Genomic DNA, 26,309 nt, shown 5'->3' on the forward strand with positions numbered 1-26,309 from the left:
TTGCAGAAGCGCACAAACACGTTTGCGCCGGGGACAGAACGGCAGGGAAAACCGCTTACAACGCCGCAGTCGAGCATATGGCTTGACTGGGCCGAGGGCGACGATTGCGCAAATTACAATATTTGCAGCGTCATCCGGTTCGAGGGCGATCTTGATATTGCAGCCCTTTACAAGGCCATTGTCCAAACCGATCAGGAAAATGACGCCCTGCGTCTACGCTTTGCATCAGAAGGCGGCAAACCGTTTCAGACCTTTGCCGATGACTGCCGCGAAACTGATTTCAGCGTCATCGATTTAAGTTTTACCGATGATCCGGTTCTGATCGCCAATAACGAAGTCGAAGAAATCCGCCGACGGCCACTTGACCCGGAAAACGGATATCATTGCCGCCATCGCCTTTTGCAACTGGGCACGGGACGTTACTGGTGGGTTCGGGTTTATCATCATCTGGTCTGTGACGGATATGCCGGGCATTTGATGGCGCAACGCGCGGCGGAAATTTACAGCGCACTTAAAACCGGTTCTGCCGTCCCCGAAAGCACATTCGGGTCCTATGGCGACTTTATCGCAGCTGACGCGACCTATCCCGAAACACCGGCCTACCAACGTGACCTTGCCTATTGGCAGGAACGCCTGCAAAACGATCACGCGATCACGCGGTTTTCATCGGACAAACCGTCGGGCAAACTGGTTCAGGCCCGGCTGGAACAGACGCTGGATGGACACGACCTTTCCAGACTGATCCACACGGCCAAAGCCTGTGGCACATCGCCCACCGCGATTGTCATGGCCGCCTATTTTATCCTGCTGGGTCAGGTTACCCATATCAAACAACCGACCGTCACAATGCCGCTTCTGAACCGGATGGGGCGGACTGAACGCCAGACACCGGGTGCCTTTTCCTATATCGTACCCTTCGATGCCGATTTAAGTAAACACACACGTTTTTCGGAACTGGCCCGTGATATCTTTGCCCGGGCACGTCGCGATGTCCGTCATATGCGCCTTGGCGCGCCGCGCATGCGTGCAGCACGTCTGGGTGCCCGGGGTCTTTCGGGCAATGGTGCCTTTTTCAACAGTCTGGACGGCGCAGAACCCTTATCCTTTGCCGGGCTGGATACACGCCGGGTCAATATCTATAACGGGCCAGTCACCGATCTTGGCCTGATCTATATGATGCAGGCCATAAGCCCAGACCGGCAGGAAGCCGAAATCATCTGGCAATATGACACCGCTTGCCACGACGTTAAATCCGTTACGCGCATCGCCGAACGTTTCCGTTATTTCCTGTCCCGCGCACTGGACGACCCGGAACAGGATATCGCGGCCATCGCCGCACCGCCGATGAACGAGCTTGCCATTATCCGCACGCTTGAAACCGGCCCGACATTCACAAGGCCGGCTCCGGTACGGCTCATTCCCGAACGCATCGATCATGCCATTGCATCGCGCCCCGGCGATGTCGCCCTGATCACGGAAGATGATCACGAAGTCACGTTTGCAACGCTGGGCCATATGGCCAATGCCGTCGCCCACCACCTGAAACAATGCGGCATTGCACCGGGCGATTTTGTCGGGATGAACATTTCCCCCAGTGCGCAGCAAACGGCCGCTGTGATCGGTATCCTGAAATGCGGGGCAACCTGTGTGCAGCTTGATCCGTTGCAACCTATCGCGCGCAATGCGTCGATGACCCGCCATCTTGATTGCCGTCTGGTTCTGAGTGACAACACCGACACATGGCACAAAATCGGCGACACCTCCATCACGGTAAACGATATCAATGCCGTAACCGGCATTGACGGCAGCATCACCTTTGAAAATATCCATGCCGATATTTGTGGCGACGATATTGCCTTTGTCTTCCATACATCGGGTTCGACCGGGCAGCCAAAACCGGTTCCCGTTCATCACCAATCCCTTGCCGATAAAATCGACGTCGCCATTGCGCAATTCGGTATCGGATCACATGAAAACGGCAACCCTGAAATAATGGGTCTTTTCCCGTCGCTCGGATTTGATCCCTGGATGCTGCAATTCTGCGTCGGGCTGATCCGTGGCCATCGCATGTGGCTGATGACCCACGCGATACTCAGTGACGGGCATAAATTCTGGAACGGTGTGGCACGACATCATGTCACCCACATCATGTCGGTCCCGTCATTTTATGAAAGCGTGATCGATGCCGTTCCGGCAGATGGTGCTTTCAAATTGCGCCGTCTGATCACGGGCGGCGAAATCATGCAGCCAACACTCGTCCGCAGGCTTTATTCCGCGTTCGAAACCGTCGATATCTGGAACTGCTATGGCCCGACCGAGGCGACAATTCATGCCGCCGTGTATCTGATACCAAGGGCCCCCCAAACCAAAAGCATCCCGCTCGGCCGCATCGACAAGGGTGGCTTTGTCCGGATACTTGACGAAGACGGAAAACGGGTACCGCTTGGCGTCCCGGGCGAGATTTACCTTGGCGGCGCAGGACTTAACCGCGGCTATATCAATATGCCTGACGTGACGGAGGAAAAATTCGTCGCGGATCCGACGGGCGAGACCGATGAAACCTTTTATCGCACTGGTGATCTGGTTTCCTGGGGAGAAGACGGGTTGCTTTATTTTCACGGGCGCACGGACGAACAGGTCAAAATTCGCGGGCAACGCATCGAAATCGGGGAAATCGAATACCAGCTTTCGCGCCTGTCCGGCGTCGGACGGGCTGCGGTATTGCATGTCAAAACCAATCATGGTGGCGAACTGATCGGTTATCTTCTATCCAACGCAAGCCCGTCGAAACGCCCGGACGCAGCAACCGTGCGCGCAGAACTGGCGCGCCACCTGTCCGATGCGGCCGTTCCGACCCGCATTGAATGGGTGGAAACGCTACCCCTCTTGCCGTCGGGCAAAATCGACCGCAAGGCACTTGCCGAATTCGCCCGAAACCCGGATGGCAAACAGCCTGTTGCGTCCAAAGCATCGCCCCCTGCATCCAGCAAACCCGATCAGGCGCGCATCCATCAACTGGCCGGTAAAATTGCCAGAATCTGGATGGACCTGATCGAAACAGACGAAATTGAATTTGACACCAACCTGTTTGAAGCTGGTGCCCATTCATTGCTGGTACCGCGCGCCCAGTTTGCCCTGTCAAAACTCGCCGGGCGCAACATTGCATCGGTGGAAATATTCCAGCACCCGACCATCAATTCCTTCGCACGTCACCTTTGTGCGGATGATCAACATGCCCCCGAAACCGCACAAGCCGAACCGGTAAAGCCCCAACGCAATGTGTCTGAAAATCACGACATTGCGATTATTGGCATGGCGATGCGCCTGCCCGGCGCGAATGACCGCGACGCATTCTGGTCGATGCTTGAAAACGGTATCGATCAGATAAAGGACGTCGATATTTCCCGCCTGCGCGCAATGGGCGGCGATCCGTCGGCGCTCGAAGACGCCGATTTCATCGCCCGCCATGGGATTCTTGACGATCTCGATATGTTCGATCCCGCACCGTTTGCCATGACCGCGGGCGAAACAATCGAAACCGATCCGCAACAACGCCTGCTGCTTGAAGTCGCCCTTAGCGCTCTGGAAGACGGATCTTGCGATCCGGCGCGTGACGGCCCGGTCGGTGCCTATGTCGGCGTCGGTTTCCCGACCTATCTGGTCGACAGCCTGCGTGATCGCCTGCGCGACCGCCCCGATGCGATCCGGTATGGCATGACACTCGGCAATGACAAGGATTTTGCTGCAACACGGCTTGCCTACAAGCTGAACCTGACTGGCCCCGCCATCGCATCCTCGACCGCCTGTTCGACCGGGCTTGTCAATCTTGCCCTGGCCGTCAATGCCTTGCGATCCGGTCAATGCCGCGTCGCCCTTGCCGGTGGGGCGGCCCTTGGGCTTAGCCCGGCTGGCGGATATTATTTCACGCAGGGCGGCATTGGATCAAGAAGCGGCGTTTGCCGCCCGTTTGACAGCAAGGCAGACGGCGTTGTCGGCGGCAGCGGTGCGGTCATTATTCTTCTGAAACGTCTTGATGATGCCATTGCCGACAAGGACACCATCCATGCGGTCATCAAAGGCATCGGCATCAACAATGACGGTTCAGCAAAGGCCGCCTTTACCGCGCCTTCTGTCGATGGTCAGGCAAAGGCCATCCAGACGGCCTTTGCCGATGCCCAGATCGATCCCTCGACCATCCGCTTTGTCGAAGGCCATGGCACCGCAACCGCGCTTGGCGACCCGATAGAGATCGCCGCACTGAACAAGGTTTATGCAAAAGCCGATACAACGCCAACGCATCCAAAGTGGCTTGGCTCGGTCAAGGGCAATATTGGCCATCTGGACAGTGCCGCCGGAATGGCCGGGCTGATCAAGGCCGTATTGGCAATCCGCCATCGGGTATTTCCGCCGACCTGCCATTTCAATCAACCGAATGAAAACCTTGGTCTGGATCAGGGACCATTTCAAATAAACAACACTGCTCAACCATTATCGAATAATGATGATGAACCGCTGCGCGCTGGCATCAGCAGCTTCGGGGTTGGCGGCACCAATGCGCATGTGATTATCGAAGAAGCCCCCCGTTTCGATCAACCGGCATCACGCCAGACACAAAACGATATTCCCCATATCCTGCCCTTCTCGGCAGCAAGCGAACCCGCCTTGCAAAAACTTCTGGAAAACACCGCAAGCTGGCTTGACCGCAACGGATCAGACATTGCGATATCCGATGTAGCAAACAGCCTGTCACGGCGTCACGCCTATCGTTTCAGGGCCGCCATCGTTGCCACGAACATCAAGGCTGCGATTTCAGCCCTGACCCATCCGAAATCGACCGCCCGCCATCAGGCCGTTGCCCAACGCAATATCCCTCCCATCGCCTTCCTGTTCCCCGGTCAGGGATCGCAACGACCGGGCATGGCCAAAGGCCTTTATGAAGTGGATCAAATATCAGCAAAGATGATCCGCGATGCCTGCAAGCATGTGGCACAGACGGGCGGCCCCGATGATCTTTTTGAATTGCTGACCGTTCCCGATGAAAGCCCGGCAACATCAAGCCGCATGGCACGCACCGAAATCGCCCAGCCCGCTCTGTTCATTTATGAATATGCGCTGGCAAACTGGCTGATCGAGAACGGCATTTTGCCCGCAGCACTGACCGGGCACAGCATTGGCGAATATGTCGCGGCCTGCATTGGCGGGGTCATGTCCTTTGAAGATGCGCTTCGCCTTGTGGTGATGCGCGGTCGCCTGATGGGGCAGACCGAACCGGGATCAATGTTTGCCCTGTCCATGACCGAGGCCGAAGTCGGTGATCTTCTGTCGGCCTTTGGCCCCGATCTGTCGATGGCTGCAATCAACGGCCCGCGTCAATGCGTGGTGGCGGGCAGCACCGAATGCATTGATGCGCTTGAAGAATACATCAAATCACAGGGTAAATCCGGTCGTCGGCTTGTGGTCTCCCATGCCTTCCATTCACGGATGATGGAACCGGTTCTGAATGAATTCCGCCATGTCGTCGCCAAAATACGGTTGAACGCGCCAACCCTTCCGATCCAGTCCAACCTGACTGGCAACTGGCTGACACCCGAAGACGCCACCAATCCCGATTACTGGGTTCAACATCTGCGCAATGCGGTGCGCTTTGCCGATAACATCAAGGGACTTCTGGCCGAAATGCCCGAAACGATCATGGTCGAATGCGGCTTTGGCAACACGGCAAGCCGCCTTGCCATTGTCAATGGCACAGCGACCGGCAACAGCATTGCCCTGCAACCTGCCCCCGGCCCCGATGCCGCCCGAAAAACGGATGCCGCAATCACCGGGTCAAACGCACTGGCCGATGCGATTGCCCGGCTTTGGGTTATGGGAACATCGCCCGATTGGGACAGGGTCAACCAAACCCGTGATGCCCATCGCATTCCGTTGCCGACCTACGCCTTTGACCGACGCCGCTTCTGGCCGGAGAAGGCAACCACCGTGAACGCCGATCCCAAATCTATCGCCGTTGCCGCTGCCCCGGTGGAGGCCACATTGCCCCCGGCACGAAACCCGGCACAAAATACGTCCGATGCCCAAACCGAAACACAAGCGCAATCCGCCATTCTTGCCGTCTGGCGCGATATGTTTGGCGATCCGGCAATCGGCCCCGATGATGATTTCTTTGAACTTGGCGGGGACTCCTTATTCGCCGTACGGATCGCAACACGGCTTTCCGAAGTCCTGACTGCCGAAATTCCCGCCGCCGTAATGTTCGAAGGCCGCACCGTTTCAGGTGTTGCCAACCTGCTTGCATCCTTTGAGACAAACAGCCCGCCGACCAATGCCCGATCCGCGCCAACAGCAACGGCAACAGCAAAACCGGCCACAACAGCCCCCCGCCCGTCACGTGAACAGGGAGTTCTGTGATGAATACCGATCAGCTGTCACGCCGCACACAAACCGCGCGCAACCTGCTCGACAAACTCCGTCAGCGCGACATTGTGCTAAGCCTGCATGCCAACGGGCACGATCTTTGTTTTGATGCACCGACCGGTGCATTTGATGATGCCCTGAAATCCGAAACCCGTGACCTGAAGGCCGAAATCCTCAGCTTGCTGCGTGAACCTTCCGATGCCGAAAGTCATAACACCAAAGCAGGTCCGATCCTCAAATCCTTCCCGGCCCATCCCGCCATCGAAGGCCAATGGATTGCAAGACGTGACCAACCGGCAAGTGCCAATTACCATATCGTTACAGGCATCACCCTTCCCAAAGGAACCGGTTTCAATGCGGTCCGCGATGCGATTGCCGCCATCGTCAAACGCCATGATGCCCTCCGGTCCACCTTTGTCGAACAGGACGGGCAGCTGATCCAGCGCGTGCATGCCGATATGCCGGTCACTGTGCGCAAAATCGACACCACCCGAGAAATCCGCCATGATCTTTTTGATCTCGCAACGGGTCCTCTGGCCCGGTTTGGCTATATCGAACATGACGACGGAAAAGCCCCGCAACTGGCCATGGCAATCGATCATCTGTGCTTTGATGGCCAATCGATCATGTTGCTGCAAAAAGAGCTTCTTGCCATCCTTGCCGGAAACACGCCCGGAAACATCCCTGATATCGAAAAACTTGTGCGCAATGCACATCGCAATCTGGATCGGGAACGCGGCGAAATCGCGCGGAAATTCTGGTCGGCACGAACCGATAAACTGTTATCTGCCGGGCTGCCTGACGACCCGGCAGCAGAACGGAATGGCGGCGGCAAACGCCTTCTGATCAAACTGACCGGCAAAGACGCCGAGGCTTTCGCAAAGCTTTCCAGCCATACCCGCAAAACGACCCAGACCACCCTCTGGGCCGCCCTGACCATCGCTGTGATCGCGCGGCACAAGGAAAACGCCACAGCCGTCATTGGGCTGCCTTTTGCCGGTCGCAGGGACAAGGAAACCATGCAGTCGATGGGCTGCTTTGTGAATGTCCTGCCCGTCGCGATCAAACCGGATATGGCAGATAATCTTGATGCCCTGACCAGACAGGTCGGGCACGAAGTTCTTTCCATGCTTGACGTGCAGGATTACCCCCTGTCGCGCCTGATGCATGATCTGACACAGGCGGCACAGGGCCCGACCGGCCTGCCATTCGATGCCGTCCATGTGATGGAATCCAGCGACAGCCCCTTCGTGATCGAAGATCTCGACTTCGGGGCGGGCAAATTCCCCCTGATGGTCGGCATGATGAAAAACGGTCCGGAAACATCTCTGGCTGTCGAATATCAAAGCCACGTCTTTGGCGAAGAATGGGTCGAACGTTTTGCCAAACGTTTCCTGACCTTTGCGCGTGCGCTTGCCAAAAACCCGGAAATGCCGCTTGGTCTTGTTGATCTGCTACCTGAAGACGAACATGATCACCTGACCGTAGCACTTAACGATACCGCATCGGATTACCCGCGCGACTGCGGCCTTGGCGAATTGCTCGCCCGTCAGGTCACCAACCCGGCCAACGCGGATAAAATTGCCCTGCAGGATCGCGACCGAAAAATCACCTATCGCACGTTGGGGCAACACGTTTCCGCCATTTCTGCCGGTCTTGATGCCCTTGATGTTGCCCCCGGGTCGATTGTCGCCCTTGCCGCGGATCGTACTCTTGATGCGATTATCACCCTTCTTGGTATCGCATGGCATGGTGCGGCCTATCTGCCGATTGACAAATCTCTGCCTGCCGATGCCATTGCCGCCCTGATGGCAGAATGCGGTGCCCGTACTTTGCTGTGTGACAACGCCGAATTTGAACGCCTGTCGGGGCTGTCTGATCGCGTTCGTATTGCGCAAATGCCCGACGCCAACGCAACATCGGATGCGACCTTCGCCAAACGTACCGGCGATGATCTGGCCTATGTCATGTTCACGTCCGGCTCCACCGGTGCGCCCAAGGGGGTGCTGATCCCCAACCGGGCTGTTGCACGACTGGTGTTGAACAATCGGGCGCTTGCGTTTGATGAAACCGATGTGATGGCACAGGCCGCATCACTTGGCTTTGATGCCGCAACCCTTGAAATCTGGGCACCGCTTCTGAATGGCGGCAAACTGGTTCTGATCGATAACGAAACCCTGTTTGATCCAACCGCCCTTCGCAATGCCCTTAAAGGTGGCGGTGTGACCACCATGTGGCTGACCGCAAGCCTGTTTAACCGTATCGCCGATGACGCGCCAGGTTGCTTTTCCCCGCTCAAACGACTGCTTTCCGGGGGGGAGGCACTAAGCCCCCCTCACCTGCAAAAAGTCATGGCCGCCTGCCCGGACCTTACCCTGATCAACGGCTATGGCCCGACGGAAAACACGACCTTTACCTGTATCCATCCGATCACGCCACATGACGTAAATTCGGCCACCATCCCGATTGGCCGGCCGATTGGCAATACGCGCACCTATATTCTTGATACTGGCGGGCAACCGGTTCCGACCGGGATCTGGGGTGAACTTTACGCCGCGGGCGACGGGCTGGCGCTGGGATATTCCGGCGCGCCCGAACGCACCGCCAAGGCATTCGTCACGTTCGATCATTTACCCGAAACCCGCCTTTACAAAACCGGCGACCGCGCGCGTTGGCGCTCAGATGGTGTGATTGAATTTGGCGGCCGTGGTGACGGGCAGGTCAAAATTCGCGGACACCGGATTGAAACCGCCGCCATTGAAAAACGACTGAGCCAGATTGACGGCATCCGCAATGCCTGCGTGATGCCGGTTGGCGTCGGTGCCGATGCCTTCCTTGGTGCGGCCGTCGCCGCCGATCAGGATAACAGCAATGTCTGGATGCAGATCCTTGGCCGCAATCTGCCCGATTACATGATCCCCGAACGGTTTGTGGTGCTGGATCATCTGCCGGTCAATGTGAATGGCAAAGTAGATCACAAACAGCTCCTTGGTGCCCTGGCCAATACGGCACCGCTTGCTCCCCAAACCGGCAACGCCGCCACCAGCAACGAACTGGAACAGATCGTTGCCGAACAATTCAGGGCCCTGTTTGGCAACAGGGACATTACCGCATCGTCGGATTTCTTTGCCTTGGGCGGGCACAGCCTTGTCGCCATGCGCCTTGCCGGATTGCTCGAAAAATCCACCGGCGTCCGCCCGAAACTTCAGGATATCTTTGTCGCCCGAACAGTCGGCGGGATCGCAACCCTGCTTGCCAACCATAAACAGAATGGCAAACAATTCCTGATTCCAAAGGCAGATGGCCCGAAATTCCCGCTTTCAAGCGGACAGGCCCGCCTTTGGGTTCTGCAACGCATGCAGCCCGACATGGCGGTCTATTCCGTCCCGGCCGCGTTTGAAATCAATGGCCCGATTGATGCCGATGCCTTGCAGACCGCCCTTCATAAACTTGAAGAACGGCAACATGCGCTGCGCCTGCGTTTCAAATCCGATCCCCATCATCCTGATGGCGTCAGCCAGTATCTGGCACCGGTCGGTTCATTGAAACTTGGTCGCCATCAAATGGACGAAGGTCCCGCCCGCCTGTTCATCGCACGCGAAACTGTCCGTCCGTTCGACCTTGAAAACAAACCATTGGCACGGGCCGATCTGATCACACTTGCCCCCGACCGTCACTGGATGCTGGTTTCCCTGCATCATGCGATTTGTGATGGCTGGTCGATGCCGACATTACTACGCGATCTTGCCGCCCTTTATGCCGCCGAAACCGGCAGCCCCGCCGCGCCCTTGCCGGAGCTCGACCGGCATTACGAGGATTTTGCAAGCTGGCAACATGGCTATTTAAGCTCAACCGGCGGCAAGGATCTATTGGCCCGCTGGCAAGAACGGCTGTTGCCCCTGCCTGAACCGCTGGCCTTGCCAACGGATCGCCGCCGGCCTAAGGCACGGCGTTTTGCTGGTGATTTCCATGAAATTGCCTTTGGCGAACAAACCGCGCGTCTGATCAATGATGCGGCGGATCGGCATGGCACAACCGCCTTTTCCATTCTGACCGCTTTGGTCCAAATCCTGATGTACCGCCAATGCGGGCAGACCGATATCCCGCTTGGCATGCTGGTGGCGGGCCGTGAACAGACCGCCCTTGATGATGTGGTCGGCTTCTTTGTCAACACCGTTGTCCTGCGTCAGAATGTCGATCCGAACGCCGGATTTGACGATCATCTGGCCCAAACCGGCAAAACCATCATCGATGCCCTGTCCGATCAGGCCGCCCCGTTCGAGGATGTTGTGGCCGCCGTCAATGCGCCACGCGATCCTGCGCGCAATCCGCTATTTGATGTTCTGGTCGCATGGCAGGACAGCATCCCCAACCTTGGAAAACTCGGCGATGCCGAACTCTCGCTGCTGAAAACAGAATTCCCGTTCTCGAAATTCGATCTTGCATTCTATTTCAGCAAACAGAACGACGCCCTGCTGTGTCAGATCGAATTTGATACCGACCTGTTTGACAAATCCACCATTCAGGCGATTTTCAACCGGCTTGAAATCCTTGCTGCTGCTTCCCTGTCCACATCATCAAGCGCCAAAATCGCCGAATTGCCGATTTTGCCGGCCGACGAACGCGCCCGGATCGATCAATTCAATGCCACCGATCTTGACCTTGCGATTGAACGCAGCATTTCCGAACCGTTCACCGATCAGGTCCGCGCCACGCCAAACGCACCGGCGGTTATCGGAACATCTGCAACGCTAAGTTATGAACAATTCGCCCGTCGTGCGTCCGGGATTGCCGCAAAACTGCGTGCGACATCGGTCGGTCCGGGTGATGTCATCGGCGTTGCCGTGCGACGCTCAATCGATATGCTGGCCGCCATTCACGGGATTCTTCTATGCGGTGCGGCATATAGCCCCCTTGACCCCGATCATCCCGAACAGCGCCGCACGGATATGCTTGATGATCTTGGCTATCCGCGCGTCATCACCACCGCCGATCTGGCCGATCTGTTTGACGCAGATAAAGTCCTGATCATCGATGGCAGCGAAGATGCCGATATCCCTGATGCAATCAACGCTCCCGATGACCTTGCCTATGTGCTGTTCACATCCGGCTCGACCGGTCGTCCAAAGGGTGTCGAAATCGCCCATCGGGGTGTTCTGAACCGTATCCTCTGGATGCAGGACGCCTTCCCGATTGGCCCCGAAGACGTCATTTTGCAAAAAACCCCGATCACATTCGATGTGTCGGTCTGGGAACTATTCTGGTGGTCATGGACGGGCGCGCGCGTTGTTCTGCCTGATCCGGGTGTTGAACGCGATCCGCAACAACTTGCCCAGGCCATTCGCGATCATGGCGTCACCACCATGCATTTCGTGCCTTCGATGCTGGCAAGTTTCCTGTTCTCGGTCGAACACGGGCTGGTCGACATCGAACATCTTGGCAGCCTCAAACGCGTTTTCGCCAGTGGCGAGGCGCTCGACCCGGCACTGGTAAAGCGCTTCAACGATCTGCTGTTTGATCGCTTCGGAACCGAACTGCATAACCTTTACGGCCCGACCGAGGCGACGGTGGATGTCACCTGGCATGCCTGCTCGCCGCTTGAAAATCCCGATATCGTTCCGATTGGCAAACCGATTGCCAACACCACCATTCGCATCCTTGATGACAGGCTTGGCGACATGCCGATTGGCATTGCGGGTGAAATCGTGCTGGGTGGGCCGCAAATCGCGCGCGGTTATCGCAACCGCCCGGAACTGACCGCCGAAAAATTCCCCGACGATCCCCACAATCCGGGCCATAAACTGTATCGCACCGGCGATCTGGGGCGTTTCCTTGCCGACGGATCGGTCGAATATCTTGGCCGGATCGATCATCAGGTCAAAATTCGCGGCTTCCGTATCGAATGCGGCGAAGTCGAAACCACGATTGAAAGCCACGATCTGGTTGAACGCGCCTTGGTCAAGGCGGTGCGGGTTGGCGACCTTGATGAATTGCATGCGTTTGTGCTGGGCGATGGCGACCTGACCATTGGTGTCCTGCGCGATAATCTGCGCACCCGCCTGCCCGAATATATGATCCCGGCGCGTTTCTTTGCCCTTGATCATCTCCCGCTTACCAGCAGCGGCAAGGTCGACCGAAAGGCCCTTTCGGGCACACCGATGGTCGGTTCACCCAAAACCGCCAGCCGGAAATCAAAACCGGCTATCGCGGTAAAGCCCGACGCCGAAAATGACGCCGAAAATCATGATCTGGCAAATCTGGAACGCGTTCTGAAACGATTGTGGCAGGAAATCCTGCCCGGTGTGATGGCGGATCGCGAAGACGGTTTCTTTGATGTCGGCGGCAATTCGCTTTTGCTGCTGCGTCTGCATGAAAAAATCAATGCCCGCTGGCCCGGCAAGGTCAGCATTGCCGATCTGTTCGCCAGTGCCACCATCGCCCGTCAGGCTGAACTTCTGGCCGGGCTGGATCTGGCAACAGACGATCTTGCGTCGGCGCAGGGTGCCCGGCTTGCCACCGACGAACCGATTGCGGTGATCGGTATCGGACTTCAGCTTGCCGGGGCGGACGATATCGAAACATTCTGGGCCGATGTTGCTCGCGGGGCGGATCGCGTCCGTCCGCTTCCGCCCGAACGCGATCATGAAACCCGCGACATGATGGCCGCCATTGGCCGTTCGGTTCCGGCCCGCTTCCGCGAAGCCGCCTATCTTGACCGCATCTTTGATTTCGATCCGGGCCGTTTCCGCATGGCACCCGCGGATGCGGCCCTGATTGACCCGGAACAACGCCTGTTTATCGAAACCGCCCTGATGGCGATGGAAAATGCCGGTTATGGCGGGCAGGCCCTGCGCGGTAAAAAGGTCGGCATTTTTGCCGGTGGCGGGGCAAACCCGGCATGGCGCGTTGCCATGGAACATGTCGCACGTGACAAGGCCGAACAGGTCTTTGCCCTTAACGTGCCGTCAAACATGGTCACACGCCTGTCCTTCCTAAAGGACTGGCACGGCCCGGCAAGTATCGTCGATACCGCCTGCTCGTCATCGCTGGTCGCTGTCCATCAGGCCTGCCAGAATTTGCGCAGCGGCACATGCACCATCGCCCTTGCCGGTGGCGCAAAACTGATCCCCTGCCCGCCCGATGCGGACGGCGGCTTTACGATTGATTCTTCCACCGCCCGCACCCGCGCCTTTGACGACAGCGCCGATGGTACCGGCATGGGCGAAGGCAGCGTTGTCTTTGTCCTCAAACCGCTTGGCAACGCCATCGCCGATGGTGATCCCGTCCATGCCATCATCCGCGGCAGTGCCGTCAATCAGGATGGCGCCTCAAGCGGCGCGGCCGCCCCCAACCCGGCCATGCAGGCCGATGTCATCAGGCAGGCCGCGCAAACGGCGGACATCGAACTGGGTTCCATATCCTATATCGAAGCCCACGGTACCGGCACCTCGCTTGGCGATCCGATTGAAATCGATGGCCTGACCCGTGCCTTTGCCGGAAGCACGGATGAACATGGCTTTGCCCTGATCGGCTCGGCCAAAGGGAATTATGGCCATCTTGATGGGGCGGCGGGTGCGCTTGGTCTTGCGCGCGCCATCATGGCACTCCGCTTTGATCAGGCCCCGCCACAACCCTTCTTTGAAACCCCTAACAGCCGGATTGATTTCGCCCGGGCCCCGGTGCGCCCGACCAATCGCCTTGAACCCTTGGCAGATCGCGGTGCGCCCAAACGCGCCGGTGTCAGCTCCTTCGGGCTAAGCGGCATCAACGCCCATGTGATCCTTGAAGCCGCCCCGAAACGCAGCGCAAATCCACAGGATGAAACACAGGATGAAGCCGCGCGAAACGGGACCTTCATCCTTGCGCTGTCTGCTGCCAACGAGGCGGCATTAGCCGACTATGCCGCCAAACTGCATCGCGACATCGCCAAGGACTCCACCCTTGATGTCTGTGACATCTGCCACACGCTTGCCACAGGGCGCGATCAGCTAAAGCATCGCTTCGCCGTTGCGGTGTCGGATCGCGACAGCGTTCTTAACGCTCTTGCCGGGTTGATCGCGGGTGACACGACACATTGCGCGGCCCCCAAACCTGCCACTGGGGCATCATCGGTTTCTGCGGTTTCGACCAATCCTGCCGATGCAACCGCCAACGCTCGTGAATGGCTGGCCGGTGCGAACCTGATCTGGCCCGACGTCATACGCGCGCGCCGCGTGTCCCTTCCCCATGCACCTTTTGCGAAAATCGTTTGCAAACCGGTCTTTGGCGACACCCGGGCCCCTGATACCACCATCATGACCGGCCCGGTCGAAACCGAAAGGGGCCGCTGCTTTGCCATTCCGGTCGCCTCCCCGTCCTTCTGGCCGACAAATGAACATCACCTGAACGGACAACCGACACTGGTCGGCATGGCCGTTCCCGCCATGATCGCAACAGCGGCCCGAAACGGGACAGGCGACCAAACCGTTCATATTTCCGACCTTAAATGGCAAAAGGCCCTTCTTCCCAATGCCCTGCCCGATGGTACGGCAACGCTGCTGCTTGGAAATGACGGTCATGTAGAACTGGGTGGCCGTCTGAAAAACGGCAAATGGTCAGTCTTTGCCACCGCGCGCTGGGCCAATGACGCGCTGGAAAAGAACCGGACAGACAATTCGCCGTCGCTTGATCATGTACGGGCAAAATGCACCTTGCAGGCCCATGTTCTGCCCCATGCCCCCCAGATCGGCCCGATTTCGATCAGCGACCGCTGGGATTGCCGGATGTCCATGCATTACAGCGCGGACGAAACCACGGCGATCACGCATCTGAAACTGAAACCGCAATATCATGCCGACCTGCGCGACTGGATCATTCATCCGGCCATGGCCGATATTGCATGCAGCATGATTCTGACGACCGAGGATAATGGCTCTCTCCCCGTCGGCATTGACGAAATCACGCTGCACGCCCCGTTTAGCGGCGATATCATTGTATGTGCCGAACGTCGTCACCCGGGCCAGGCCGACTTCACCTTCTTTGATGCCGACAGCCACAAACTGCTTCTGACCATACGCGGCATTCGTTTCTCGGGGGATGTTAACGGCAAAGCCGCATCCGCCATACCGGAACTGCTCGAAATTGACTGGTTGCCGGGCACGGTTGAAATGCAACCGGTTCCCGAAAACACCATCATGATTGCCGATGGCGATTTCTGGCCGATCCCGCCTGCATGTCAACGCGTCCATCCCGATATGCTCGGCAAGGATATGCTGGCAAAGGCACAAAACGTCATTCTGGCGTTGCAGCCGGGCGAAGACATCGCCCTTCGCACCGCCCGATGCCTGCGCGATATCCTGCGCTCGATGCGCGGACGGATGCGGCTTGTCGTTGCCGGAAGCGGTGCCTATCAGATCGACCGCGATACCGTTCCGGCCTCCCCGGATCAAAGTGCCGCTGCCGGTGTTGCCATCGCGGTGGCCGCCGAAGAACCGCGTCTTGCCCTTTCCTTTACTGATATCTCACCGGCTGATTTCATCGCGCATGTCGGTGGTGAACTGGCAGCCGATCCTGGCCGCGATCCGGTTTCGGTTTATCGCAATCAGGTCCGTTATCGCCGCAAACTGCGCCCGATTTCAGGGCACGATAACCTGCCGCAACCCAACTGGCCCGATCATGGCGTCTGTGTCGTGACCGGCGGCACCGGTGGCTTTGCCATGGCCCTTGCCGAAGAAATGGCTTTGGGCGGCAAAATCACGCTTGCCCTTCTTGCCCGTCGCGGTGAAGACGGTCTTGATGCCATTGCGCAGTCTAAACTGGCCGACCTGCGCGCCAAGGGTATTAAAGTATCAATCCACACCTGCGACGTTGCCGATAAAAACGCCCTGTCCGATACCCTTGCCACGATCCGAAATAGTCTTGGCCCGATCACCGCCATCGCGCACGCCGCCGGGCTTGCCGATGGCGGGTTCCTTGCCGTGCGCGACATGGATGCGTTCGACGCCATCATGGCCGCCAAGATCAAGGGGGCCCGTCATCTTGACGCCCTGACCCTAAACGACCCCGTGCAGGCCTTTGTCATGTTCGGCAGCCTGACGGCCATCGTCGGTGTACCCGGTCAGGCCGCCTATAGTGCGGCCAACGCCTTCCTTGACGGTTTTGCCCGTTACCGCAGGTCACAGGGCCGCCCGGCACTAACCATCGACTGGTGTGCCCTTGCCGATCAGGGCATGGCGGCGCGCCACAATGTACCGCTTCAGGACGGGGCCGCCATCACCCCGCAACAGGCCCCGGTCTTCTGGCGCGATGCCATGTGCAGCACCGCTGCACAGCTTGTCGTGCTTGATCCGGCTCTTGCCGGTGAAACAGCCGCACAACCGGAAAAACCCGTGACCACACCGGCATCTGTATCCGTCACGGCACCGGATATCTCGCAAAAGATCGCGGCCATCTGGGCCGAAACACTCGGCTATGATGCCATCGCACCGGATGATGATTTCTTTGCCCTTGGCGGCGATTCCATTACCGGCATGCAGATCGTTGATCGCATCAATGCCGAACTGAACCTGTCGCTGGCGATTTCGGACCTGTTTGCCGCACCGACGGTATCCGATCTGACGGCCCAATTCGCCCCGTCACCGGCGGGCGATGTCAACATAACTGAAATATCCGATCATCGTGACGCGATATCGGACGAAAAGGCCACTCCAGCGGAAAAAATTGCAAAAATCTGGGCTGAAATCCTTGGTTATGACACCATCGACCCGGACGAGGATTTCTATGCCCTGGGCGGCGATTCCATCACCGGCATGCAGATCGTTGATCGCATGAATGTCGAACTTGCCTGCAATATCGGTCTTGCCGATCTGTTTGAAACCCCGGCGATCACCGCCCTGGCCGCAAAAATATCACCATCCGTTGAAACGGCGGAACTTCCCCAGTCATCGGCAAATCCCCCAGCCGAAGAAACATCTCTGCCATCGGCATCAAAACCCGTAAAGGCAGCAACAGAAACCGGGATCGAAACCGATCCGCGCCGCGCGCCTGAAATGGAATTCTATCCGCTGGCCCCCGAACAGGTTTCCGTGCTGCATGCCGAACATAGCGGCAATATGGGTACGGCCTTCAACCTGCCGCATGCCTTCATGCTTGATGACAGTATCGATCTTGATCGCCTGCGCGATGCCATCTCCCGCCTGACGGAACGCCACGAAATCCTGCGCACCCGGTTGATTGCCGATGGCGATGACTGGGCGATGAAAATTCTGCCACTTCATGACGCCCTGCCCGATCTGACGCCAATTGAACTTGATGCTTCGCTATCGCTTGAAGATGTCGGCGCGGACCTTGTCATGCCGTTCGATCTGGCAACGGAAATCCCCGCGCGCTGGCGTCTGATCTGCGCTACCAACGGTCAAAAGGCACTGTTCTTTGATATCCATCACACGGTTTGCGATGGCTTTACCATTGAAATGCTGCTGGGGGATTTGCTAGCCCTTTATCGTGGGCAGGTCTTGGGCCCACTCCCTTATCAGCTTCGCGATTACGCGTATTGGAGCCAGCAACCCGAAAGCCTCAAGCGGCTTGAAACGGCACGTGATTACTGGCTTTCCCTCTATCAGGGGCCGCTTCCGAAACTGGATATGCCGTCTGATCGCAGACGCCCGGCCTTCCACAGCTTCAGGGGCGAAATCGTCGCGTTTGATATTGATCCGGCCTTGCTGAAATCGGCACGGAAATTCGCATCAGATCAACGCGTCACCATGTTCTCGCTCATGATGGCGACGTGGTTTGCCGTGCTTGGCAGGATCACCGCAACCGACGATCTGGTGATCAGCGTCCCGGTCAACCAGCGCGACGGGACGGGTTTCCGCAATGTGCCGGGCATGATGGTATCGCTTTTGCCGCTTCGCATGCAGATTGCTAAAGATGAAACCTTCGCATCCCTACTGCACAAGGTGCAAAACCACCATATCGATGCGCTACGCCACCGGGCCTATTTCCTTGATCTGCTGCTCGATGATCTCTCGCCACCTGCCACCCCCGAACGCACCCTGCTGTCCGAAATATCCCTGTCTTACATGAACTATGCGCAGGGCGATTACGGACCGGATGATCAGGCCAAAGCCATGCTCCCCATCGGCCTTGGCCGGCAGCAATGCAAAAACGATCTGGCGATCTTTGTCCGTGATCTGCCCGAACGAATGTCCATCTCGTTTGACTATTATGCCGATATGTTCGATCAGGCGCGCATGGTCGAACTCGGTCACATCTTCACAAAAACCCTGCAAAAACTGGTTCCGACGGAAACTACCGCGAAAACCATACCGATTGCCGATCTTGATCTTCTGCCCGATGATCAGAAAACAAATATCGAAATCTGGGAACAGGGTCCGCAACCGGAAACCAGCCTTGATGCGGACGCGAATGCCGGGATCTTTGCGATATTCGCCAATCAGGCCTCCGTCATCCCCGATGCCCCTGCCATCCGCGATAACAACGGCACATCGACCTTTGGGGAACTGCATGCCGATGCGCGCGCCATTGCCCACCGCCTGCAAACCGCCGGGGTCAAACCGGGCGATCTGGTTGCGATGCATATTGAACGCGGTCGTCCGGCCATTGCGGCAATTCTTGGGATTACCGCCATCGGCGCGGGATATGTCCCGCTTGATCCGGCTTATCCGGCGGCGCGCAATCAATTCATCCTGTCAGACAGCCGCGCCAAACTGGTTCTGGTCGATGACATCGGATATGACGCGCTTGATGCCCTGTCCGAAACCGGCGGTCCATCCCCACAACGGATCAATATCGCTGGCATTGCCCCGGCACCGGCGGCCTTCACCCTGCCCGAATTGACCAACCCGGACAGTTTGCCTGCCTATATCATGTATACCTCCGGCTCGACCGGAACGCCCAAGGGGGTTCTGATCGAACAGGGGGCCGTGCATCGGCTGGCATTTGGGGCGGATTACGCCAAAATCGTCGCTGGTGATGTGGTGGCACAGGCGGGGCCGCTGGCATTTGATGCCTCGACCTTTGAAATATGGGCGACCTTGCTGCGTGGGGCGGAAATCGCCGTAATTGACCGTAATGACCTGCTTGATCCGGCCAGATTCGGCGATGCTCTGTCGCAATTTGGTGTCACGAAAATGTTCATGAGTGTCGGCCTGTTCAACCGTCAGGTCGATCATGATCCCCGCACCCTTGCCGGACTGGATATCCTGATGATCGGCGGGGATGCCATCAGCAAACAGCATGTCAGAACCTTTATCGCCACCTGCCCGCACGTCACGGTTCTGAACTGTTATGGCCCGACCGAAAGCACCACCTTCGCCGTTGTCGGCCAGATCACCGAAAATGATCTGTCGGGCGATACCGACGCCACCATCATCGGCAAACCGATCCCCTTCACCAAAACCCTGATCCTTGATCAGAACGGTCAACGCGCGCCCGTCGGCGTCTGGGGCGAATTGATGATTGGCGGCTCACGGCTGGCGCGCGAATACTGGCAACGCCCCGACCTGACCCGCGAACGGTTCATCCCCGATCCCGATCAGCCGGGCCAACGGCTCTATCGCACCGGTGACCTTGCCCGCTGGACCCGCGATGGCCGGATCGAATTTGGCGGCCGCCATGACAATCAGATCAAATTGCGCGGTTTCCGCATCGAACTGGATGAAATCGAACAGCAGCTTCAATCCGCACCCGGCATCAAAAATGCCGTTGCCCTGTTTGATGCCACCGCGCCTGACGGCGGGGCAATCATCGGCTGTATTCAGACGACACAGGATCAGGATATCGATATCCCTGCCCTGATGACGTGGCTTGGCACACATCTGCCAGGCTACATGATCCCGGCGAAATGGCATATCGTCGATACCATCCCGATCACCGCCAATGGCAAGGTGGATCGCAAGGCCCTGCTCGAAACGGTGCGCACGCAATCAAGTGCGCTGGCCCTTGACGGCGGCACAGATACCCCGCCCGCCACCCCGGCCGAGGAACTGGTTGCCGATATCTTTACCGAGGTTTTCGAAAACCCCATCCGTAACCGCCACGCAAGCTTCACCCAGCTTGGCGGTCACAGTCTGATGGCAATCCGGATCGTAAACCGCATTGCGGACCGGACCGGCAAACGCATCAGCATGGCCGGCTTCTTTGCCGATCCAACGGTTGCGGGGCTGGCCCGCCATATCGAAAATGCCACCATTGATATCGCCGCCACCGGTAATGGCCAAATCCCGCGCGCCCCGGCAATGGAATATTACCCGGCCAGCCACGCGCAAAAACGGCTTTATCTGCTCTCAAAGATGGACGGCAACAGCGGTGCCTATGGCATGCTTTATGTCTTCCGCTGCACCGGTGATTTGCGGGCCGATATCCTGCAATCCGCCCTGACCCGTCTGGTGGACCGTCATGAAACATTGCGCACGGGCTTTGCCGAAAAGGACGGCACGATCACACAGAAAATCCACGCCACCACGCCGCCTGCCGTCGCGTTTGATGATCTTTCCGGTCATGGCGATCCGGCCCGCGAAGCCCTTCGCCTGACACGGCTTGAAGCCGCAACACCGGTCATCCTTGACCAGCCGCCCCTGATCCGCGGGCGTGTGATCAAGGTGGCGGCAAATGAATGCCTGATGATCCTGATGACCCATCATATTGTCGGCGATGGCTGGTCTTCGCGCATCCTGATCAATGAACTTGGCGCGCTTTATGACGCCGTTGTCCATGAACGGAACGCTGCCCTGCCGCAACTTCCGATCACGTATAAGGATTTCGCCCATTGGCAATCCAAACAGAACTGGGCCGATGCCGCCGATTACTGGCGGCAACAGCTTGCCAATGCCCCGGAACAGATCAATCTGCCAACGGATCGCCCTGTACCGGAAAAACAATCCTTCCGCGGCGCGCATGTGCATCTTGCCCTGCCCGATGATGTTTTATCGGGCCTGCATCGGCTTGCCAGCCTGAACAAAACAACCCTGTCATCGGTTGGTCTGTCGCTGTTTTCCGCCATGCTCTATCGCCTGACGCGCCAAACCGATATGGTCATCGGCATGGGCGTTGCCGGGCGCGAACGCATGGAAACCGAAGGCCTGATCGGCTTCTTCGTCAATGTCCTGCCGATCCGCATGCAGCTTGACGACGACACCGATCTTGGCGATCTGATCCGTACCACCCATATCAATATCGCCAATGCGCTGGACCGGCAGGATTTCCCGTTTGATGAACTGGTCCGCGCGGTTGCGCCAAAACGCAAATCCAACCGCCAGCCATTGGTCAATGTGGTGTTCGAATATCAGCGCTTCGAAGCCGTAAGCAACTTGGCACAAACCGACGGGACACAATCCGGCCTGCCGATGCTTGCCCCCGATGCCGACGGCATCCTGCCATCCAACATGGATGCCTTTGTCGATAACACGACGGCCAAACATGACATCATTCTGTTCCTGACCGAAGAAGCCGGTCAGGCACGCTTCACCCTTGAATATGATACCGATCTGTTCGATGCGGAAACCATGCAGCGCTGGTTGGCCTTCCTTGGCAAATTCGCCGCTGCCGCCGCACAAAATGCCCAAAGGGACGCATAATGAAAATCGCCGATTTCGATTTCGAAACCCTCGATACACCACCCGGGGCAGACAACCAACCCGATCACCAGCCATTGGCAACAACCGGCAGCATCACCGATCGGTTTGCGAAGATTGCCGCAGCTCATCCGCATCGCATCGCAACCCGCGATGAAACCGGCGAAATCAGCTATGCCGGACTGGACCGCCAAAGCAATCGTATCGCGCATTTCATTGCCGGACTTAACCTGCACGTCGGCTCGCTTGTCGGTGTGATGACCGGGCGCAACCGCCATTACATCGCAGCAACCCTTGGCGTCCTGAAAGCAGGCCTCGCCTTTGTGCCGCTTGATCCGAATGTGCCGCTGATCCGCCGCACCACACTGGTCCGCAATGCAGCGCTACCGCTGATCATATCCGAAGGCGCTCATATCGGCGATCTGCACCAGTTGCAGTGGCGCTGCAAAACCGTCAGCGATATTCTATGCCTTGACCATGACGATATCGATACCCTGACGGAAAATCACGGCTCCCTGATGTCGGTCGAACTGTGGGATCATCTGGCGGGTGACGATGCCGACAACATTCTGGCGGGTGGCTGGAAAAGTGCATTTACCGGTCAACCGATTGCGCAAAGTGCGATGGATGCCTTTGGCGCAAATGCCCGGAACAAGGTCGCCGGTCTGGTATCGCGCGATGCTCGCGTGCTTGAAATCGGCTGCGCATCCGGCTTCACCATGAAACACGTCGCTCCCGTGGTCGGCACCTATGTCGCGACAGATCTGTCGCGCCGCAACGTCGAACGGACCGAGGCCCTGGCGATCAATCTTGGCATGACCCATGTCATCGGTCGGCAGCTTGGCGCACATGATATCGATGTTTATGAACCGGGCTCGTTCGACCTGATCATCATGAACAGCGTCATCGAAAACTTCCCCGGCTACGGTTATCTGCGAACCGTCCTGGCAAAGGCAAAAACCCTGCTCGCCCCCGGCGGGGCCATTTATCTTGGCAATGTCTGGGATGCGGATCGCCGCGATGATTACCTTGCCGATCTGGCGCAGTTTGCCCGTGACACGGCGGGCAAAGGCTACAATACCCGTCTCGATTTCCTCGAAGACCTGTTTGTCCCTCAATGCTTCCTTGAAGACTGGGCACGCGAACAGGGCGGCTTTGCCGCCAAACGATCCGCAATCGATGCGGACGGGTTCGACCCGGCCCCCTACACATTCGATTTCGTCCTGACAACGGATGCGGCCCAACAGCCCACCCCGTCGCAAAAGCGCCGACACGATCTGGCCGCCCTGAATGCCGCAAGTGATGCGCACACTGCAAGCATCACCAACACAAACGATCTTGCCTATGTCCTGTTCACCAGCGGCACCACCGGCACGCCCAAAGGTGTTCAGATCGAACATGGCTCGGTTGTAAACCTGGCCCAGTCGGTTCTAGATACGCAGTTAAAACAGATCGGTGCCGATGATCCGGACCGCGTCCTGAACCTGACCTGTATCGCGCCTTTTGCCTTTGACGGCTCCATCGTTCAGATTTTCGCCGCCATCCTGAACGGGCATTGCCTGAACATCACCGGATCGGCTACGCGAAGCGACCCCGAAGCCCTGCATAACCTGATGGTTGCCAACGCCATTGATCAGCTTGACGCAACGCCAAGCCTGTTTTCCCTGCTGCTCGACTACTGGGAAGAAAACAGGCTTTCCTGCCCGGCAAGGATGGTGGTTCTGGGCGGCGAAGCCGTGTCCACCCGAATGGTCGAACGTTTCTTTGCCCTGCCCGGCCAGACAGACCGCAAACTGGTCAATGCCTATGGCCCGACAGAATGCTGCGTTTCATCGGCGCAATATGTGATGACCGCGCACAACCATAAACAGATTCTGCCGCCCCCCATCGGCAAGGCCATTCAGGGCGTTCATATTGAAATCTGCGACGATATGGGCCGTCCGTTACCCGATGGGGTTCCGGGCGAAATCCGCATTGGCGGTGCCGGTGTCGCGCGCGGCTATCTGAACGACCCGGCCCTGACCGCACAGAAATTTGTCACCGATCCCAACGGCAAACGGTTCTATCGCAGCGGCGATATGGGTCGACGGCGCAGTGACGGTGAAATCATTTTCCTTGGCCGTGAAGACGGTCAGATCAAGGTCCGCGGCAACCGCATCGAACTGGGCGAAGTCGAACATGCCCTGCTCGCCCATCCCCATATCCGCCGTGCGGCCGTGGTTGCCCATGACCGCCACCAGAACGGCAATGTTGTTCTGGTCGCCTATGTCGTCACCGATGACGATGCCCATGCTGATTTCGATGTCGCGGCATGCCGGGCAAAACTTGAACAGGCCCTGCCGAACTATATGGTGCCCAACCACCTGATCACGATGGATGACCTGCCGCTGACCGTAAATGGCAAGATCGATCTTTCACGCCTTCCCATCCCCGAAAATACCGATCATGCCACAAGCACCACCGCAAAGCCGCTTGGCAGCGACCATGAACGCACCGTTGCCCGCCTGATGGGCGAAGTCCTTGATTGCACTGTGGATGACGCCACCGCCGATTTCTTTGAACTCGGCGGTCACAGTGTTCTTGCGGTTCAGTTCCTGTCAAAAATCAACAAGGTTACCAACGTCAAAATCCCGCTCGGTGATCTGTTTACCTGTGCCTCGGTCGAAAAACTCGCCGCGCGCATTTCTGATCGAGAAAACGAAAGCGACGCCAAAAGCCCGATTGTCACCGTCAATGCATCGGGCACCAAACCACCGATGATCTGCTTCCATCCGGTCGGCGGCAATGTGCTGTGCTATCAAAACCTTGCCCGTGAATTCGGCCCCGATCAGCCGCTTTACATGGTCGAAGCCCAAGGCCTCGAAGAAGGCCAGAATTTGCAGCCAACGGTCGAGGAAATGGTGGCTGCCTACATGCCCGCCATCCGCGAAACCGTTCCCGACGGCCCGATCCATGTCATCGGCTGGAGCTTCGGCGGATTACTGGCGTTTGAGGCCGCCTTCCGCATGCAGCAGGCAGGGATCGATGTGCGCAATATCATCCTGCTTGATGCGATTGCCGTGCCCGATGCGGTCCGCGCCATCCTGCGTAAGGGCGAGGCAGAATATCTTGCCGATATCTTTGCCGAGCTCGGCCTTGTCACGGTTGACGAATTGCGTCCGTTAACGCCTGAGGAACGCATCGACCTGTTGCTCGAACGCGGTAAGAATTGCGACCTTCTGCCCGACGAGGCAGATCGCGGCACCATGCGCCGCCTGCTCGCCGTGTTCCAGAATAACGCACTCGCCGCCGTCCATTATGTCCCGCCAAAAATTGACGGAATTGATGTCCTGCTGCTGCGTCCGACAACCGGAACCCGCGCCGCACCCAGCATCGAAGGCGATCAATATAGCGGCTGGCAAAAGGTCGCGGGCGACAATCTGACCCTTGAATGGGTCAGCGGCACCCACGGATCGATGATGTTCGATCCTCATGTGATCGAAGTCGCCGAACGCATCCGCCTTCATATTGAAAAAAAGCTCTAACCCCAGAGCAGGCTTGAGAGCAGGCTTGCCGGATCGAACTCCGTTTGATCCGGCAATGTCAGGCCAAGCCACCCCTGCGCACCCGGCCAGATGAGGGTGCGATACTGGCCGAAATTGGCATATCGCACCTCAAAACAGGCCCCCTTGCGATCAATTGATGACGGCGCGTAAAGTCCAAGCGGCGTCATCATCCCCGTGGTAATGGTCTTGGCTAGGCTTTCGCGCGCCACCCAAAGCAGGCAGGCCGCCCCGTGGTCGTCAAGATCATGGGCGCGGATCATGTCCCGCACGTCGGGGGCGATCCCGTCAAGAATTGCGGGCACATCCGTGATCGTCGGCAGATCGACATCAATGCCCAACGGATGGGCACGATGAAAAACAAGGGCAACCGCAAACCGATCCGAATGCGACAGCGAAACCGACATGCCCTGCAAATCATCCCCGCCGCCAACAATTATCGGCTGATCAAACACCCCCGATCCGATTTCAATCGATTGCGGATCAATCCCCGGAAAATACGCGCTCAACGCCGCCTTCGCCGCCAACCGTCCATGAATAAAACTTTTCCGGCGGCGGTCATGCCGGAACCCCGCCAATCGGGTCTTTTCGGCGTCGTTCAACTGGCTTTCTGCCAGTGCGGTACACCTGGCATCGTCAAGCCCCTCCAGATCAATAACCGCCAACACCGCGCACAGGATATCGGACGGTGCAAATGTTCCTGTGCCTTTCGGGCGCTGGAACATAAGGCGATGGGTTGTGATCGGGGACATCCGGGTGGCCTTTTATGCATCATCAACAA

4 protein-coding genes are annotated in these 26,309 nt (G+C 57.8%); 3 read left to right on the forward strand and 1 reads right to left on the reverse strand.

What is annotated here, in order from left to right; all coding sequences use genetic code 11:
• Genes SMB34_RS20095 through SMB34_RS20105 form a run of 3 tightly spaced genes read left to right on the forward strand, consistent with a single transcriptional unit; the run spans nucleotide 1 to nucleotide 25,510 of the window.
• Nucleotides 1-6,408, forward strand: a complete 6,408-nt coding sequence (locus SMB34_RS20095; RefSeq protein WP_167332790.1) for a hybrid non-ribosomal peptide synthetase/type I polyketide synthase — start codon at nucleotides 1-3, stop codon at nucleotides 6,406-6,408.
• Entirely contained in the window at nucleotides 6,408-21,989 is a 15,582-nt protein-coding gene (locus tag SMB34_RS20100; protein ID WP_037992685.1) for a non-ribosomal peptide synthetase, read from the forward strand. Before SMB34_RS20095 ends, SMB34_RS20100 begins: the two co-directional genes overlap by 1 nt.
• Nucleotides 21,989-25,510, forward strand: coding sequence for an alpha/beta fold hydrolase (locus SMB34_RS20105; RefSeq protein ID WP_037992687.1), 3,522 nt, complete (start codon nucleotides 21,989-21,991; stop codon nucleotides 25,508-25,510). The genes SMB34_RS20100 and SMB34_RS20105 overlap by 1 nt, the downstream gene beginning before the upstream one ends.
• On the opposite strand, the gene SMB34_RS20825 is transcribed toward SMB34_RS20105, so the two are convergent.
• The gene (locus tag SMB34_RS20825) at nucleotides 25,507-26,280 is read right to left on the reverse strand and encodes a 4'-phosphopantetheinyl transferase family protein (protein ID WP_051682442.1); all 774 of its coding nucleotides are present in this window, start codon (nucleotides 26,278-26,280) and stop codon (nucleotides 25,507-25,509) included. The two genes, SMB34_RS20105 and SMB34_RS20825, sit on opposite strands and share 4 nt — an antisense overlap.
• Nucleotides 26,281-26,309: the final 29 nt, after the last annotated feature.

The sequence above is a fragment of the Thalassospira permensis NBRC 106175 genome, from assembly GCF_000714555.1.
GTDB classification, from domain to species: Bacteria; Pseudomonadota; Alphaproteobacteria; order Rhodospirillales; family Thalassospiraceae; genus Thalassospira; species Thalassospira xiamenensis.